The 16,972-nt window shown below is 67.2% G+C and carries 11 protein-coding genes; 1 reads left to right on the top strand and 10 read right to left on the bottom strand.

The features are described from left to right. Positions 1-18: 18 nt before the first annotated feature. Positions 19-765, top strand: a complete 747-nt coding sequence (locus IPK85_16425) for a TerC family protein (protein ID MBK8248964.1) — start codon at positions 19-21, stop codon at positions 763-765. An 84-nt stretch (positions 766-849) separates the two neighbouring features. On the opposite strand, the gene IPK85_16420 is transcribed toward IPK85_16425, so the two are convergent. The 10 genes from IPK85_16420 to IPK85_16375 all read right to left on the bottom strand — a co-directional run bounded on the left by IPK85_16420 (position 850) and on the right by IPK85_16375 (position 16,847). Then, entirely contained in the window at positions 850-1,560 is a 711-nt protein-coding gene (locus tag IPK85_16420) for a DUF481 domain-containing protein (GenBank protein ID MBK8248963.1), read from the bottom strand. A gap of 191 nt (positions 1,561-1,751) precedes the next feature. After that, entirely contained in the window at positions 1,752-2,282 is a 531-nt protein-coding gene (locus IPK85_16415) for a DinB family protein (GenBank protein MBK8248962.1), read from the bottom strand. Positions 2,283-2,294: 12 nt separating this feature from the next. Further along, positions 2,295-6,044, bottom strand: coding sequence for a hypothetical protein (locus IPK85_16410; GenBank protein ID MBK8248961.1), 3,750 nt, complete (start codon positions 6,042-6,044; stop codon positions 2,295-2,297). Positions 6,045-6,054: 10 nt separating this feature from the next. Further along, a complete protein-coding gene (locus IPK85_16405) occupies positions 6,055-8,118 on the bottom strand; it encodes a BatA and WFA domain-containing protein (protein ID MBK8248960.1) in 2,064 nt (687 codons plus the stop codon). Next, a complete protein-coding gene (locus IPK85_16400) occupies positions 8,118-9,032 on the bottom strand; it encodes a DUF58 domain-containing protein (protein MBK8248959.1) in 915 nt (304 codons plus the stop codon). The genes IPK85_16405 and IPK85_16400 overlap by 1 nt, the downstream gene beginning before the upstream one ends. Positions 9,033-9,167: 135 nt before the next feature. Continuing rightward, positions 9,168-10,181: a MoxR family ATPase gene (locus IPK85_16395; protein MBK8248958.1), complete on the bottom strand. Its 1,014-nt coding sequence runs from the start codon at positions 10,179-10,181 to the stop codon at positions 9,168-9,170. Between the two features lie 36 nt (positions 10,182-10,217). Next, positions 10,218-10,976, bottom strand: coding sequence for a DUF4159 domain-containing protein (locus IPK85_16390; GenBank protein ID MBK8248957.1), 759 nt, complete (start codon positions 10,974-10,976; stop codon positions 10,218-10,220). Further along, entirely contained in the window at positions 10,973-13,591 is a 2,619-nt protein-coding gene (locus IPK85_16385; GenBank protein MBK8248956.1) for a tetratricopeptide repeat protein, read from the bottom strand. The genes IPK85_16390 and IPK85_16385 overlap by 4 nt, the downstream gene beginning before the upstream one ends. Next, positions 13,588-14,556: a hypothetical protein gene (locus IPK85_16380; GenBank protein ID MBK8248955.1), complete on the bottom strand. Its 969-nt coding sequence runs from the start codon at positions 14,554-14,556 to the stop codon at positions 13,588-13,590. Before IPK85_16380 ends, IPK85_16385 begins: the two co-directional genes overlap by 4 nt. After that, the gene (locus IPK85_16375; protein ID MBK8248954.1) at positions 14,556-16,847 is read right to left on the bottom strand and encodes a hypothetical protein; all 2,292 of its coding nucleotides are present in this window, start codon (positions 16,845-16,847) and stop codon (positions 14,556-14,558) included. The genes IPK85_16380 and IPK85_16375 overlap by 1 nt, the downstream gene beginning before the upstream one ends. Between the last annotated feature and the right edge of the window lie 125 nt (positions 16,848-16,972).

Raw genomic sequence — 16,972 nt, 5'->3', positions numbered from 1 at the left:
CCTTCACCCCCCTGCCGCATGGCTTGGCTGTCCGACCCAAGTGCCTGGATTGGCTTGCTGACGTTGACTGTCCTCGAGATCGTCCTCGGGATCGACAACATCATCTTCATCTCGATCCTGTCCGGCAAGCTTCCAAAGGAGGACCAGCCCAGGGCGCGCAAGCTCGGGCTGATGGGGGCGTTCGTTACCCGACTCCTGCTGCTGCTCTCCATCGCCTGGATCGTGCGCCTCACCCGCCCGTTGTTCAGCGTCGGGAGCATTGACTTCAGCGGGCGGGCGATCATCCTGCTCCTGGGTGGCCTCTTCCTGATCGCCAAGGCGACCTACGAGATCCATGACAAGCTGGAAGGGCAGACGGCTGAGCACACCACCGGCAAGGTCGCGCAGTCACTCACGGCCGTTGTGCTCCAGATCATGGTCGTGGACATCGTGTTTTCGCTCGACTCGGTGATCACCGCCGTCGGGATGGTCAAGGAGGTCCAGATCATGGTGGCCGCCAACGTGATTGCGCTCGGGGTCATGCTGCGTGCGGCCGGGCCGATCTCGGCTTTTGTCGACGACCACCCGACGGTGAAGATCCTGGCGCTGGCCTTTCTCGTGCTCATCGGCACGAACCTGGTGGCCGAGGGGCTGGGTCAGCACATCCCGAAGGGCTACACGTACTTCGCGATGGCCTTCTCGTTCGCGGTGGAGATGGTCAACCTCAAGCTGCGGGACAGGGCCGCCCAGGGTGCGGTGGAGTTGCGGGATACCCCGCGGCTCTAGCCACTTACGGGCGGGGTGGTACGTGAAACGGGGACAGCGAGCCAGCGGCTCCCTGTCCCCGTCCTGCGCCCCGCCCCAACCAGCTTACCAGTTGAACTGCAGCCCCGTTGTGAAGATGCGGTCGCTCGACTGGCGGCCGGTTTCCGGGAGGTTGTCGTACCGGATGACGTACCCCGCCTTCATCGACACGTGCGTGGAGATCGGGGCGACAAAGGCCGTCTCGGTATTCACGCGGTAGTCGTCGGAGTTCTTGAACGAGGGCAGGAACTCAACCCCCTGCGTGAAGTACGACGCCTTGGAGAAGTGGTGCTTCCAGAGCGTGCCCGAACGCAGCGAAGCAAAATTGAGGGTCGTGCCGTCGGTCGCTCGCTGCTGATTCATCGCGAGACCGGCCTCAAAGGTCCAGGCGTCGGTGTCACGCGTCACCAGCTTGGCCGCCAGACCTGCCGCCTGCTCAAAGCGCCGCGAGATCCCGGCAAAGGTGTTGCGATCGTAGCCAAAGAAGCCGAACACGGCCAGGTTCTTCGACAAGCTGAAGTCCGACCGCCAGTTGGCGAAGAGCAGGTTCGAGGTCTGCTTGCCATCCTGCGCACTGTTTACGGCCCCGAACTGTTGCTTGTGCTCCCACTTCCCTGCGCGGAGGATGAGCTTCTCGCCCAAATTGAACGTGGTCACCTCGGAGTTGCCGGTTGTGCTGACGAAACCCAGGTCCGACGTGAACTCACGCGGCTTTGGTGCGTCCTGCGCTTCGGCGGCAGTGAAGGCGGCCAGCAGGAGGAACGTTGAACGGCGCATGCCAATTAGGGGAATGAGGTAGGGTCGGCCCCGCGATCCCGACACCACCCAGCCGACGCCGCATTATAGTCGCTTAACCATGTCGTTCAACGGCCCCCCATCGAACAGATCGACGCTGCGACCGCGCCACCCCGGGGCGCGTGAGCGCTTCCCGTGGGCGCGGGGTACTCGTCGGACGCTTGCCCAGTCGGCTACAGGTAGCGCGACTTGAGGATGCCGACGTGGTGCAGCTCGTGGCCGGCGATGACCCACGCGGCCGCACGCACCGACATGTGGGCGACGCTGGCTTTGCCCACCCGCGACCACTCGGTGGCATTCAGGTGGCCCAGCAGGGCCAGTGACGCGGCGCGCGCCGCGCGAAACTCGTCGGCAAGCGACGCCAGTGACCGCTCGTCAAAGAACCCGTTCGCGACCCACGTATTTTCGTCGAACGCGGGCAGATGGGTCTCGTCGCCCCGGGCGAACGACATCGCGCGATAACTGAAGACGCGCTCGGTGTCGATCATGTGCCCGACGGCCTCACGGATGCTCCACTTCCCCTCGGCGTACCGATGCCCCCCCCGACTCTCGGGAATCCCGCGCAACAGCACCTGCGTGTGATCGTGCTGCGCGGCCAGCGTGGCAAGGATGTCCCCGTCCGCGACATGGGACACATACGTGCTGTAGTAGGGCGCGTGTTCGCCCACGGCGGGGCGTTGCGTGTAATCCGGACGAGTGGGCATCGGTAACGTTAATCAGTCGCGCTTGGGGCGCCGTGAGAGGGAACGGAAGTACTCGTTGACCATATCCCGATAGGCCGCCGGCACGTCGTCGGAACCGCCAAGGACCGGGCCATTCTTGTCGACGGCGCCGAGCTGACGGCGCAGGCCGAATTCAAACTCTTTCATACCCTCGAGGACGGCCACCTGGAGCCGCTCCAACTCCTCGGGATCGTTGAACGTTCGTGCGGCCTCCATTTCGCGGAGCCGCGCAATGAGGCGATCGAGGTCAGCGGCGGAAACCCCGGTTCCCGCGAGGTTGCGTCGGAGTGCTTCCGCCGTCTCGCGCTGGCCGCGCAATTCGCGGGTGAACTGTCGCACATCCTCCGCGCTGAATCGTCCGGGTCCGCCCTGACCGTTGCCACCCGCCTGCCCTCCGGGTTGCCGCTGTCCACCGGGTTCGCCTCCGCCATCCTCGCGGAGCCCTCGCCGCTCACCCTGGCCACCGGCCTGTCCTTCCGCGCGCTGACCGCCTTGGCCGCCTCCCCCGCCCCCCTGGCCCTGACCTTGTCCCTGACCTTGTCCCTGACCTTGGCCCTGACCTTGGCCCTGACCTTGGCCCTGACCTTGGCCCTGACCTTGGCCCTGACCTTGCCCCTGACCTTGGCCCTGTTGGCCTTGCCCCTGCTGGCCCTGGCCTTGTTGCCCGTTGCGGCCCTGCTGGCCTTGGCCCTGTTGCCCCTGACCCTGCTGGCCCTGACCCTGTTGGCCTTGTGGCTGCTGCGATCCCTGTTGGCCTTGCTGCCCCTGCCCACCGGCTCCTGCGGCGGCGGCCTGTTGTTGACGCTCACGCATCCGCTCCTCGAGCGAAGACAGGCCGCGCACCAGATCGCGCGCCTGCGCCAACGTTCGCGATACACGCTGTGCGCTGTCGGACCCGGCGACGGCCGCCCCGGCAATACGGTTGGTTCGGCCGACCAGCGAGTCCAGGTCTGTCTGGATCTGCCGCTCCACGTTGTTGGCGAACTCGCGTGACGCCGCGGTCATCGTCTGGCGGGAATAGTTGATCCGGTCCTCGACGCGCGTGCGGCGCATGCCATCGGCCGCCTCGCGCATGGCCCGGGCCGTCCCTTGCTGTTGCGCGCGGTTGTCGCGGGCCATGCGCTCGAGGTCACGTTCGAGTGCCGCCGCCTCATTGGCCATCTGCGCCTTGCGCTCATCCAGGCGCCGGGCGCGCTCCTGTCCCGCGGCCCCCGCTTCCAGGGACTCGACTTCCTTGCCCACCTCGCGCTGCTGAGCGGAGAGGCGCTCGGCGCGCTGAGCGGCTTCCGCGGCTCCGCTGGTCGCGGTGTTGCGCTGCGCCTCCTCCAACAACCGACGGGCCTGCTCGAGCTGTTCGGTCGCCGCCCCTCCGGCCCCGGACCCTGACGAGCCATTGGACGACGCCGAGCGACGCATCTGGTTGGCAGCATCCTGTAGTCGGCGCGCGGTCTCCCGCATCTCCGTGTTCTGCTGCTCGCGGGCCAGGCGCTCGAGCTGGCGCGCCAGCTGTTCCGTCTCCTCGGCCAGCTGCCGCTGAGACCCACCGCCGCCGCCCGCACCGCCCTGCATCTGCTGCGCGCGCTGCCGCAACTTCTCGTTTTCCTGTTGTTGTCTCGCCGCGAGCCGCTTCAGCCGCTCGAGGGTCTCGTCCACCTGCTGCTCCGCCTGCTCCTGCTGGCTGCGCTGCACCCCCTCGTACTGGTTGCGCATCTTGTCCGTCTCCAGCTCCAGCATGTCGGCGAGATCGGAGGCACTGGCGTTCCCTCCGCCGCCTCCGCCGCCACCGCCCTGCTGCATGCTGACCTGCACGTCGCGGAAGACGGCCTCCGCGCGCTCGGCCTGCTGCAACGCCCGCTGCTCAGGGCCGAGTGCAGAGCCCAGCTCGGGCTTGGCGAGCTCCTGCTCCGCCGCCTGCATCTCCTCCTGCGACTGCTTCATGTACTCGAGGATCTGCCGGAACCCCGAATCGGCCTGCTGGACGCCGGGACGCTGCAGGCGCGTGATCATCTGCGCCACCTGTTCCCGGAGCTTGCCTTGCGACAAGTGGATGGTGGCTACGTCCTCCCGCAAGGTGCGCGCATTGGTTCGCGCGCTGTCGCGCTGCGCCTTGTAGGTCGCCGAGATGATCTCACGCTGTTGCTCAACGATGGCCCCGGGATTGTTCTCGCCCCCACCGCCTCCGCCACCACCCCCGCCCTGCTGGTTCTGCCGAAACGTGCGATCAAACGGCCGCACCGTGAGGAAGTAGATGTCGCTCGCCGCCTGTTGCTTCGCCGCGCTGTTGTCCCACGCGCGCGCGAAGTACGCCACCACATCCCCAGGCTGGAGCCCCATCTCCTCGAGAAAGATCGTATGCGCGGCACTCATCTCCCTGGCCCGTCGCCCGGTCCCCTCGGTCAACGCTATCGTCTTCTCCTCGCCCCCGTTGACCCGGTACACCAGCTCCATGCGCCCCACGCCGTAGTCGTCGGTGGCCTCAGCCTCGATCAGCACCTCATCGACCGCACTGGGCCGCATGTCGCGCCCCGGCTTGGTGATCGATACGCCGGGAGGCGCGTCGTCAAGCGCGTCAATGACGTACTCAATCGGCCCGGGGACCTTGGTCCCATCCTCCGCCTCGAGCTCTACACGATAGAAGCCGTCCTTCCGGATGACCATCGCAGTCGAGAGCTCCGTCCCATTCGTCACCGTGAGCGGGATGCGGGACCCATTGTCAAACACAATACTGCCGGCCCGCACCGGGCGCGACACGCGCACCTGCACCGTCGCCCGTGTGCCCGCGAGCGCGGCGATGTCGCCGCCGTTGGTCACACGCTCTGGGGCCAGACCGGTGTACCCTGGAAACCGCAGCTCGACGGCCACGCTATCAATGGCCGGCAGGTCGCGTACGGTGAGCCGCGCGACCGGCGAGCGCACATTACTCGCCTCCACGAAGTACTCCGCGTCCTCCGCCACGTCGAACAACCGCGCGGTCATCGCCCCGGTGTCCGCCGACGGCCCCATCGGAATGCGCTGCCAATCGCCATCCTTGCCACGGCGCACCACAATCTCCACCAACTCGCTCGTGAAACCCTGCAACCGCGCGTTGACCTGCACATCACTCCCGCGCGCCACGGTCACGTCCCCGGGTTCGAGGGCGATGGCGTACACCGGTGCCACCGCCGGGTCACTCCACGGGGTCAGCATCAGCCGCGTACCCTGTCGCACATACGAAGGCCCCAGTGCGACAAACGCCACGACCCCTGCCATCAGCAGCGCCGCGACCGTCGCCGACTTCAGCGTGGCCCCGCGTTCCAGGACCGGGATTTCCGGCGACCGTTCGATCCGCCGCACGGCGTCCGTCAGCAGGCCGCGCTCCAGCAGGGGCGAGCGCGCCTCAGACTGGGCCGGCATCCGTTGCACCTCGACCGCGGAGAGGACCGCTCCATCCAGCGAAGGCACTTTCTCCTCGAGGTACAGGGCCAGCCGGTCGTCCGTGATGCGCCGCAACAGTGGGTACAGGATCCAGCGGACCCCGACCACTGCGGACACGAGGCCCAGGATGATGCGGCCCAGCACCACGCTCTCGGCATTGAATCGGAGGCGTTCCATGACCGCCGCCGCCCCCCAGACCGTGATGCCTAACGCGGCGACCACGATGACCGCGCCGGCCGCGAGGTGCCGGAGGCGCCAGCGCCGACGGGCCTGTCCGAGGGACAGGGCAAGGGACGCCGACGGGTTCGTGCGCTCTACCATACTCCGCATGGACACCCTCCTAGACGGGTTCCAATCGATTGACGCTCGCCCGCCGCGCCAGGACACCTTCCACTGCAAGGATCACCGCGGCCACCGCCAGCACGTACCACCACACGGATTGTCGCTGCTCGCGCTCACTCAAGGCAACCGTGGGATCCGCGGATTCATCCGCCGACACGGCCGCCGGCGTCAGCGCCGTCACGAGCCGCAGGGGATCAAACGTGGCGAAGTCGAGTTCGGCGGGCGCGACGTTGGCCGCGACGAGGATGGGCTCCGCGCCTGGGCTCCCGGAGGGACGCACCTCGAAGATCCCGGCCTCGCGCAGTTCCAGCGTCGGAAGCGCTCCGTCCCCGCCGACAGCCAACCGCTGGCCGGAGGGCGCCTTCACCGCCCATCGCGTCGCCCCCTCCGACCTACCAGACAAGTCGCGCGGAGCGATGGCCTCACCCACGGCATAGGCCCGGCGGCGATCGTGGTAGTTCGCCGCGTATCGGACAAGCTGGTGCACGAACGGCAGGAAAACGGGCTGCCTCGGCAGGTCGTTCCAGTAGCCATCCAGACCGGAGGCCCAGGTCAGCACGCGCCCCGCGCCGACCGCGTGCTCCGTGAGGGCGACCCCGCCGTCGTCGAACCGAGCCAGCACTCCGTCCGTCGTATCAATCGCACGGTATCGAAAGAAGCGGGCGGCGGAGAGGTCGCCGGACCTGGCACCACCAAATACCGCCAGGGCAGAATGGCCGCGATCCACGGATCCCAGCACCGCCCCGCGTTGTCCCAATCGATCTGTCGGCTGGGTGATCCGACCGGGAACCAGCACACGCGCCTCCGTCGGCCAGCTGCGATCCGAGGTGCGCTCGCCTAACGCGGTTATCAGGCCACCCCCGTCCCGCACGAACGACACCAAGCGCGCCCCACCTACCCCCGCGGGCACCCCGGCATCCGCGAGGATGACCACCTTCGCGTTCGAGAGGTCGGCGGCCGTCACGCGATCACTCCGTCGCACGGTGGCGTCAAAGGCCGGGGCATCACCAATCTCCAGGGCACGCGCGAGAAACACGCCGCGCTCTGGCTGCGCGTCGCGGTGTTCCACGACCAGCACGGGAAGCGTCGGCGGTCGCGACAACAGGAAATGAAAGGTGTCGTCTCCGGGCAGTTCATCCCCACCAATCACGACGCGAGCCGGCGTCGGCCGGGTTGGCACCGGAATCGGCGGAAACGCCACGCTCGCCCCACCATCACCTGGCAGGTCCACGGTGGTACGCGCGACCTCCCGCCCGCCGACTTCCAGCCGCACCGTCACCGCACGCTCCGCCGCGCCGAGCCGCGCCAGCCGGGCGCTCACCACGACGCGGGACGCATCGCCCCCCGGGTCTCGCCGCACGTCGACGGCCCGGACGGCATGGTCGACCACCGTGCCGGACACATCCACCGGAACCACTTCGGTTCCCACCGGGATCGTGACCTCGTCCGTCAGGTCCCAACCGGTCCGCTGCAGGTCAGAGATCACGACCAGCTTGCGCTGCGGCAGCTCCGTCGCGCTCAGGATGCCCGAGGCCAGCGTGACCGCAGGCGCCAGGCGTGTGCCCTCGTCGGTGGTCACGATGGAATCGAGCGCCGCCCGGAGCTGCTGGGCATTCGCCGTCGCCTCGTTCACAGCGGATGCACGTCGATCGTAGGGAATGAGCGTCAACCGATCGGCCCGACCCAGTCCGGCGATGACCTTGCCGGCCTCTTCGCGTGCCCGGGCCCAACGCGTGCCGTACTTCATGGAAAACGAGCGATCAAGCAACACGACGACCTCGGTCCCGCCATCTTGCGCGGCCCCGGCCGCCGGCCGCCGCGCGAACACGGGGCGCGCGAAGGCGAACGCCGCCAGCGCAATAACGGCGCAGCGCGCCAGGAAGAGCAACCAGTCGCGAACGCGTTGACGCGCACTGAACGGATAGGGCGTCTTTCGCAGGAACATCAGCGAGGGAAACGCGATCGCTTCCCGCTTCTCCTTGTGCACCAGGTGCACCAGGAGCGGGACCACCACCGCCGCCATCGCGGCGATGAAGATCGGGGCGAGCAGGGCAAAGGGCATCAGCGCACGGTGCGCATGCGTTCGCGCCGCAAGAGGTACTCAAACAACACCCGATCCAGCGGCTGCGAGGTGTCCACCAGGGTGTAGTCCACCCGGTGTTCTCCCAACCGCTTCTCGAGCGTCGCCACGTGCGATTGGATTGCGGCGAGGTACTCCTGCCGCAATTTCCCGGGAACCACGGGCACACGGACGCCGCTCTCCACGTCGCGAAAGGTGGTGACATCCTCCCACGGGAAGGTCCGCTCGGCGGAGTCCAGCACCTGCATGCACATCACGTCATGCCCGGCGTCACGCAACGCAGCGAGGGCATCTATGACCTTGTCCGGCGGCTCATAAAGGTCCGACAGGAGGAGATACATCCCGCGCCGCCGCTGCTGCTCGGCGATCAGCGAGAGTGGTCGCGACAGGTCGCCCTTGCCCAGGGGAACCGCCCGCTCCAACCCATGCAGGCATTGCTGCAGATGGCGCGCCGAGGCCGGCACGACGTCGCGCAACTGGTCGTCGAACGTGACGAGCCCAACCCGGTCGCGCTGTCGATGCGAGAAATACAGCAGGCACGCCGCCAGGATCTTGGCGTACTCCAGCTTGCTCAACCGCTCATGCTTGAATCCCATCGACGCCGACACGTCAAGCAGCACGACGAAGTTCGTGTTGGTGTCCGCCTCAAACGTCTTGAGGTAGTACCGCTCGGTACGGGCGTACACCCGCCAGTCAATGTGCCGGATGTCATCCCCAGGCACGTACTGCCGGTGTTCGGCGAAGTCGGTCGAGAACCCCAGGTGGGGCGACCGATGGAGCCCCGAGATAAACCCCTCCACCACCCAGCGCGCGATCAACTCCAGGTCCCCGATGCGGCCAAGGACGTTTGGGTCGATGAACTGGGAGCCAGGGAGGGTGCGGACGGGGGACGTCATGTTGACACCGGAACAGATGAAGCACGAGGAGCACGAGCGGCACGGGTGGCACGCGCGTCGACCAGCGCGACCTGACGCGTGCCGCCCTGACCTCCCGTGCTGCCCGTGCTGCGCCGTTGCCGTTTCATCTCACCCTCACAGCCTCGCCGTCGGCCGCGGGACCGCCGCCACGAGCTTCTCGATGATGTGGTCCGTCGTGATCCGCTCCGCCTGCGCATGGAAGTTCGGGAGCAACCGGTGCCGGAGCACGGGTGGCGCGAGCGCGATGATGTCCTCGAACGACACGTGGTACCGGCCCTGCATCAGCGCCCGGGCTTTGCCGCCCAGCACGAGATACTGCGCCGCACGCACCGAGGCCCCGTAGTTCAACCACTGCTTGATGAAGTCCGGGGCGGTCGGCGAGCTCGGACGGGTCGCACGCACCAGGTGCACGGCAAACCGTGCCACGGATTCCGCGACCGGTACGCGTCGCACCAGTTTCTGGAAAGCGACGATGTCCTTGCCCGTGATCGCGTGCGCGAACTTGTGCGACTGGATGGACGTCGTGCTCTGGACGACCTGCAGCTCCTCGTTCTCGCTCAGGTACTCGATCACCACCTGGAACATGAACCGGTCGAGCTGCGCCTCGGGGAGCGGATACGTTCCCTCGAGCTCGATCGGGTTTTGCGTTGCGAAGACGAAGAAGGGTTCCTCCAACGTGTAGGTACGTCCCTGTACCGTGACACGATGTTCCTGCATCGCCTCGAGCATGGCCGACTGCGTCTTGGGCGGGGTCCGGTTGATCTCATCCGCGAGCACGATGTTCGAGAAGACTGGTCCCGGCACGAACGCCATCCGCCGACGCCCCGTCTCCGGGTCTTCCTGGATGATGTCGGTGCCGGTGATGTCGCTCGGCATCAGATCCGGCGTGAACTGGATCCGCGAGAACTTCAGGTCCAACACCTGGGCCAGGGTGTGGATCAGGAGCGTCTTCGCCAGCCCCGGGACGCCGACGATCAGGCAATTGCCGCCGGCGAATAACGCCGTCAGTGCCTGCTCGATCACCGCCTCTTGCCCGACGATCAGCTTGCGCAGCTCGCCAATCACCGCCGCGCGCCCATCGCGCAGGCGATCGGCCAGCGCAATATCGTCCGGCGCCTCGAGCGCCATCCCTTCGTGTGCCGATGTTGTCACGCGTCTCCCCGGTTAGTGCGTCATGGCGTACATGACGTAGTTGACGGCCAGCTTGTAGGCTTCGTTGGTCAGGGCCACCGGCAGGAAGCCCTCATCGGAGAACTCCATGTAGTCGCCGATGTCGTTGTTGTAGTTCGCGATCATCACCAATCGCTTGGTGGGATCGTTGTCCTCGTAGGCGCCAACAAAGGTGGCCGGCGCCCCGTTCTGCGGATGCTGCATCTGCAACGATTCGATCCGGTAAAACGAATCGAAAATCGGGTGGGCCAGTGTGAGTTCCTGCAACCTGAGGTTCGGGAACGCCTCACGCCACTTGGCCTCGAAGTTGTACCAGTGATCGCCCGTGAAGTCGTCAAAAATCAAGAAGCCGCCCTTGTGCACGTAATCGCGCACCCCGGCCAACTCCGTTTCATTCATGGTCCAGTACCCCGGCTCGGACACGTACGCGGCGGGGTACTTGAAGATCTCCGGATCCTCGAACGTGAGGATATTGCTGCCATCCAGGTGCGGGCCGATCGTGGTCAGCTCGGACAGGATCTTCATGAAGTGGTTTTCGGCGCGTGGATAGTCGTGGTCCCACTTGAGGTCCCACCCGCCACCGAGAGGTTCAAACCGTACACGCACAAAGGTGTACTTGCCGTCGTACGTCACATTTTCGTTGGGCGTCATCCCCGGCGACCGGCCGCGACGACCAAAGCCACGTTGCGCGCCGACTGCCAACACCGGGATCAGCGCCGCCAGGCACACGGCGAGTTTCCATCGCGTCTTCATCGCGCGCCCTCCGGGGTGCGAAGCGACAGGAGCAGTTCCTGCGCCTTCTCGAAGTTCGGGGCCAGATCCAGCGCGCGGAGCACCTCGCGTCGCGCCGCGGCCACCTCGCCACCATCCGCATACGCGCGCGCCAGTTGGTACAACGCCTCGGCCCGATCCGTCGGACGCAGCGCGACCAAGGCGCGACGGGCACGGATCGCCGAGCCGTGCATCCGGTTCGCGGTCGCGAGCACGGCCAGCGAATCGTGCACGGCACCGTCGAACGGCGTCATCCACATGGTCCGCTCCATCGCCGCCACCGCCCCCAGGACATCGCCACGTGCGCGGAGGAGCCGTGCCAGCTGAAGGTTCTCCTGGAACGCCGTCTCACTGCGGCTGGTGATGGCGGCCAACTCCCGAATCGCCGCCGTCGTGTCGCCGCGCTTGAGGTACACCTCGCTCAGCAGGTGGTACGGGCTCCCCTCATCGGCCCACGCGGGAAACATGGCCTTCGCCCCGTCGAGCAAGCGGATCGCCTCGTCCCACTGTTGTCCGGCCATGGCGGTCGCCGCGCTCCGCACCGCGGTAAACAAGGGCCCTTCCCACTTCACGACTTGCTCCCGGCCCTCACCGGCCACGACGTAATCCACCGCCTTGAACTCGCTGGCGAACCGCTTCCGGAACCAGTCATCAAACCGCTGGTCGAATGCCTCGATCCCCACGCGAGCCACCTGCTCGAACGCCTGATTCGCCGTCTTCCCGTCCCGGAATGCCTGGAGGAAGGTGCGGATACCCGTCAGCCCGTACTCAGCCTCGAGCATCTCGCATACGTACGAGGCCAGGGCATACGACAACCCGATCTCCTCCGGAAATCGCGGACGGACGAACCCATTATTGAGCTGCGACACCGGATTGAGCTTCTTCGCCTTCCACGCGGCGACGAGGCTCGGCGTGATATCCGCTCCCCACCCCGCCCGCGCCCGTCGCTCCTCGTAGACCGACAGTCCCTCGGAGACCCACCGGGGCACTCGATTCCCGGTCGCGCCCAGGGTGAAGGTGTGCGTCAGCTCGTGCCAGAGCGTGGAGCCCCAGTTGAACTCGCCGACCGGCCGCGCGGCCGGGGAATCCATCGCCACAACGTTCCCAAAACTCACGCCCAACGCCCCAAGCCCGCCGAGGCCAACGGCGCGGACGGAGAAGTCCGCGCTGCTGCGGAACATCTCCACGCGCACGGGGGGAGACGGCCGAAAACCATACCGCGCGGCCAGCGAATCGTACGCCTCCTCAACGAGCGGAGCGGCAAAGATCTCAAGCAGCGGAGCATCCTTGGTCTCCACGAGGACCACGAACCGCGGCGTCTTGATCTCGGTGTAGTCCTTGAACGTGTCGAGCAGGTTGAGGGTGTTGTGCGCCCACACGTCATACGGGTCAAGCGCGAACGACCGCGTCAGGTGGGCCTGCCCCTCGGCGACACGGCCGGTCCGCATCTCGTTGATGCCGAGCAGCGAATGCGCGCGAGCGGACAACGAGTCGCGTTCCACCCCTTGACGTGCGAACGCCGCGGCCTGCGCGTACAGTCGGTTCCGCGCCATGACATCGGCGAGCATCACTTCGGCGCGCGCCGAGCCCGGCAGGCGCTTCCGCGCCCTGGCGAGCGCCGCACCGTGCGCCGCTTCGTCCCCTGCCAACAGCCGCGCCGCCGCGATCGCGATCCACGGTGCGGGGGCGCCGCTATCCGCCACAAGCCCCTTCTGCGCGGCGCTCACCGCATCGGCGTACCGCTCGATATCCACGAGTTGCATCGCCACCATGGCGTGCGCCTCGGGAGACACGGCATTGACCTCAAGGCTCTTTGCTACCCGAGCCGGCCCGGTCGATCGGCCTTCGGCCGCGTCCAGTCGCGCCATCACCAGCAGGGCGCGCGGGTGGTTGGGATTTACAGCGAGGATCGCATTGAGCGATTGCAGGGCGTCATCGAAGGTGAACTTCTCCAGCTGCATCTCCGCCAGCTGCAAGCGCCCCTCGAGTTCCATCGTATCGGCCGCGATCGCCTGGTCAAAGGCGCGCAACGCATCCTTGAACATCTGCGGGTCGCGCCGGCCGAGCATGCGAACCGACAGCGCCACCGCACGCAGGTCGTTCGCCGTCAGCTGAGGTCGGTGACTGTTGTACACGTCAATGAACCCGTCGAAGACGCGCATGGCGTCGTCGTGACGGCCCGCATCAAACACCAGTTGCGCCAACTCGTATCGCGCCATCAGGGAGTCGCGCCCGCCGAGCGCGCGGATGAACCACTCCCCCGCCGCCTTGTCATTGCCCAGGGCACGGTGCGCACGCCCGACTTCGAGGGCCAGTGCCGCACCAACGAGCGGAGACCGGCCCTGGAGGCGCTCTCCGACCAACGTCGCATCCTGCCATCGCCCGACCTCTGACAACGCCCGAACCAGGACAACGGACGCCGGGTGCGACGAGTCCGACGCCACCGCCGACTCCGCCGCCCGGATCGCCTCGACGTACTGGCCGGCGCGATAGAGCTGGGCCGCACTCTGCGGCGCACGCTCCTGCCCGCACGCGGCAACTGGCATGACCAGGACCGCGACGACCCCGAGCCCGGAGACCGCTCGACGCCAGCTCATGGCTTTCGCACCTCCAGCGCCCGCAAGGCGCGCGTCTTTTCGGCCAGCTCAATCAGCAGGGGTTCCAGCGCTTTCTGGTAGGACGCCTCGTTCATGGCGCTGCGCCGCGACCGGAGCGAATCGATGCGCGATTCCAGCGTGCGTCGCTCCTCGATCAGGCGGGCCGCGCGGGGGTCGTTCGCCACCGCCGCCCCACCGAGCGGCTCCAGAAAGAAGGTCCGCGCCACCTTGCCATCCGCGGCGTTGTCCGAGGCATCGCCACGGCCGGTCCCGTCGCCGTCGTCATCCAGCTGGGGGTGCTCACTGGCCAGTTGGTTGGCGAGCTCGAACTTGCGCTCGACTTCCTGGCGCGCGTAGGTAAACGCTTCCAGAAGGGACACCCGGCCGTCCTTGTCGGTGTCGCCCGCCGCCTCGGCCAGCGCCTTCACAAAGAAGCCGGGAAAGAACGTCTCGTTCTGCTCGCGCGCGCTCTTCGTCGCCGTGATCACGATGCGACGCGGACCGCTCAACGCCTTGACGAACTCCCCACTGGAGCTTGCCGTATTGATAAAGGCGAGGCTCCCCACATACCCATCGAGGACGCGCGCGAAATCCCCCACCGTCATGTCCGGCCCCGGGAGGTTGAACCGGGTCACATCCGCCTGGGCATTGCCATGTCCAAACAAGATCACGACGAGACGGTCGCCGGCACGCCCGGCGCTGACGATGCGCGTGAGCGCCCCCTCCACATTCGCCTTGGTCGAGCGTCCGCGCCCAATGGTCGAGTCCTCGGTGAACGCCCAGACCTGCGAATCCGGCAGGGCGAACCGGGTTCGGGCCGCGCCCACCATGGACTGCGTCATGCTGCGAAACGCCTGGGAGAACCTCGCCTCGCCCCCCACACCGGCCACGACCACCAGCGTGGTGCGTGGACCCTGAGCCTGCGCCAGGCTCGCCGCCAACACCGTCCCGAGGAGCCAACGCATCAGGCGAGCCCACGGCGGCGGCGCAGCACCCACTCCCCGCCTAACGCGAGCAGCAGGGTCAGCAGCACCAGCGGCATGTCCCACAGGTCGTTCTTCTTCACCACGGTCGACCCGGCGGGGCTATACACAATGTCCTCGGCAATGCGGACTGCATCCTCCGGTGGGTAGTAGCCGCCGCCCGTTTCCTCCGCCACCTGCCGGAGCAACGCCGTGCGAAGCTCGGCACCAAAGAACTCATCGGTAGGCTCAGCAACGCGGACGTAGCCAGTCCGGCTTTCCGCGGTGTCGCCCCGCGCCATTGCCTCCAGCTGCACCGCATGTACCCCCGGGCCTGCGGGGACAAACGACCCTGTGTATTCGCCATCGCGATCGGGCACCCAATCAAGGCGCAGGACCGAGGTGGCCGAACCCGCCGTGGCCTCGCCGGCCACCGTGGCCCCGTTCACCCGCATGTACGACTTGTCGGCGACCGTCGCCTGCAGTGGCACGGCCTCGCCCGGCCCCGATTCCTCGGGCGCGCTGACTTCCACCCGATCGGGGACGTCGGCGACCAACCAGCGCAGCATCTGCCGCCACAACACCTCGTGCGTCGAGTCCGCGAGCGGAATGGTCGCGTGCATTTGCCAGAGCCAGGTGTCCTGCACCCCGAGCCCGAGCACGCGGCCACGGCCAAATCGCTGCACCGCCACCATCGGCCGCGTGGCCGGCCCCTCGCCCACGGTCCCGTTCAGCAACACCGTCGCCCCCGGCTTCGCCCGAACCACCGCATTGACCGAGGTCAGCGGAGGAAGCGACGCCCACCGCGCGGCCGTCGAAGAGTCCGTCCCGCCGACCTGCAGCGCTGGGTGCAACGCCCCCGCCGGGGTCAGCACCGCGTGGACCTCCCGCACCAGGGTGTCCGGGGCGGCCGCCGTCAGCTCGTAGGGAAACGCGTCGGAAAGCGGGGTCCCGGCGTACCCGCCTTCGGCGTACGCGGATCGGCCGCCGAGGAACATCAGCCCCCCACCCCTTTCAGAGACAAAGTCCGAGAGCATCCGCAGCTGGTCGGCGCTGAAGAACGAGGCCTCGATGCTGCCAAGAACGATCCCACGATAGCTGAATAACTCCTCGCGCGTCCGCGGAAAGCCTCCGACAAGCTCGGTCGAGTCGTCAACCCCGATGCGCAGGAACTTGTCCTTGGCCGAGCGCAGCAACGTCACCAACTGGACGTTCTCGTCCCCTTCGACGGCTCGCTGCGCGAACTTCAGCTCGAAGCGCGGCTCACCTTCCATGTAGAGGATCTTCTCGCGACGATCGCGCACGACCAACAGGGTGTGCCGCTCGTTGTTCTCACGCACCAACTCACCGGCCTGGACGGGTACGTGCACGCGCAGCAACCGGGCGCCCTGCTCGGTGGCCGGAATCCGAATGCGGGCTTGGACCGCTTCGCCGTTGCGCGGCAGCTCAACGGTGACGGACCCGATGATCCGCCCGGAGTCCTCCACCACGACCGGAATGCGCGTCCCACCGAGCCCCCGGTGCGAAATCACCACATTCACCAGCACGGTGGAGTTCTTCAGCACGCTGCGCGGCGCGTCGATCCGCGTCACCTCCGCGTCCTTGTCAAACCGCGGCGTACCCACGCCAACGCTGTACACCGGCACCCCACGCGACCGCAGGGACAGCATCTGTTCCGTGATCCCGGTCGACCCGGGCCCTCCACCGGACGCGGAGTTGTCGGCGCCATCGGAGAGCACGACGATCCCCGCGAGGGGGGCGCCCGCCAGCTCGTCCTGTACGCGGAGCAGTGCCGTCAGCAGCCGCGTCCGCGGGCCTGTAAACGGAATGCTGTTGGCGTCCCCGACCTTTCCCGCCGTCGAAACGCGATACACGCGCGTCTGGTAGCGCGGCTGCAGCGCCTTGAGGAGCGCAGAGTCCACCGTCCCCACCAGCGAGGTGACCGCCGCCGAGCGCGACCTGCCTCCGGGGAGATCGGTAATCCCCATGCTCCGGGAGTCGTCCACCAGCACCGCCACGATGTTCCGCTGGGCGACGGATTCGGCGATGACCAGCACCGGACGCGCCAAGGCAAAGGCCAACGCGCCGACCGCGAGGAGACGGAGTCCCCCCAGCGCAAGACGGTCCCGTCGGGCCAGTTCCGTGGAGCGACTGTAGTGTGCCACCGCGAACGCGAGTGCGGCGGCAACAGCCAACCACACCAGCCACATCGGAACCGGTGGGGAAAACCCCAGCGTCCCGCGGGCGAATGCGGCCGGACGGTATTTCAGGAAGAATTCGACTACGCCGTCCAACGCACCTCCCGGGTGGCCCTCGTGATCGACGCGTTCCCGTCCCCCGGTATCGTCACCCGCTGCAGCAAATCGCGCGTGACGGCTGGGACGAAGCGTTGTTCCGGCGTGCTGTACCCCGCATTCCC

This window comes from Gemmatimonadota bacterium, from assembly GCA_016712265.1.
Taxonomy (GTDB): Bacteria; Gemmatimonadota; Gemmatimonadetes; order Gemmatimonadales; family Gemmatimonadaceae; genus RBC101.
Note: the sequence above shows the minus strand (reverse complement) of the source record. Positions and strands in the feature narration are given on the sequence as shown.

Excerpts from the sequence above, each read along its gene's own strand:
- IPK85_16425 (MBK8248964.1), top strand. The coding sequence starts at position 19 with ATGGCTTGGCTGTCCGACCCAAGTGCCTGGATTGGCTTGCTGACGTTG.
- IPK85_16420 (MBK8248963.1), bottom strand. The coding sequence starts at position 1,560 with ATGCGCCGTTCAACGTTCCTCCTGCTGGCCGCCTTCACTGCCGCCGAA.
- IPK85_16415 (MBK8248962.1), bottom strand. The coding sequence starts at position 2,282 with ATGCCCACTCGTCCGGATTACACGCAACGCCCCGCCGTGGGCGAACAC.
- IPK85_16410 (MBK8248961.1), bottom strand. The coding sequence starts at position 6,044 with ATGCGGAGTATGGTAGAGCGCACGAACCCGTCGGCGTCCCTTGCCCTG.
- IPK85_16405 (MBK8248960.1), bottom strand. The coding sequence starts at position 8,118 with ATGCCCTTTGCCCTGCTCGCCCCGATCTTCATCGCCGCGATGGCGGCG.
- IPK85_16400 (MBK8248959.1), bottom strand. The coding sequence starts at position 9,032 with ATGACGTCCCCCGTCCGCACCCTCCCTGGCTCCCAGTTCATCGACCCA.
- IPK85_16395 (MBK8248958.1), bottom strand. The coding sequence starts at position 10,181 with ATGGCGCTCGAGGCGCCGGACGATATTGCGCTGGCCGATCGCCTGCGC.
- IPK85_16390 (MBK8248957.1), bottom strand. The coding sequence starts at position 10,976 with ATGAAGACGCGATGGAAACTCGCCGTGTGCCTGGCGGCGCTGATCCCG.
- IPK85_16385 (MBK8248956.1), bottom strand. The coding sequence starts at position 13,591 with ATGAGCTGGCGTCGAGCGGTCTCCGGGCTCGGGGTCGTCGCGGTCCTG.
- IPK85_16380 (MBK8248955.1), bottom strand. The coding sequence starts at position 14,556 with ATGCGTTGGCTCCTCGGGACGGTGTTGGCGGCGAGCCTGGCGCAGGCT.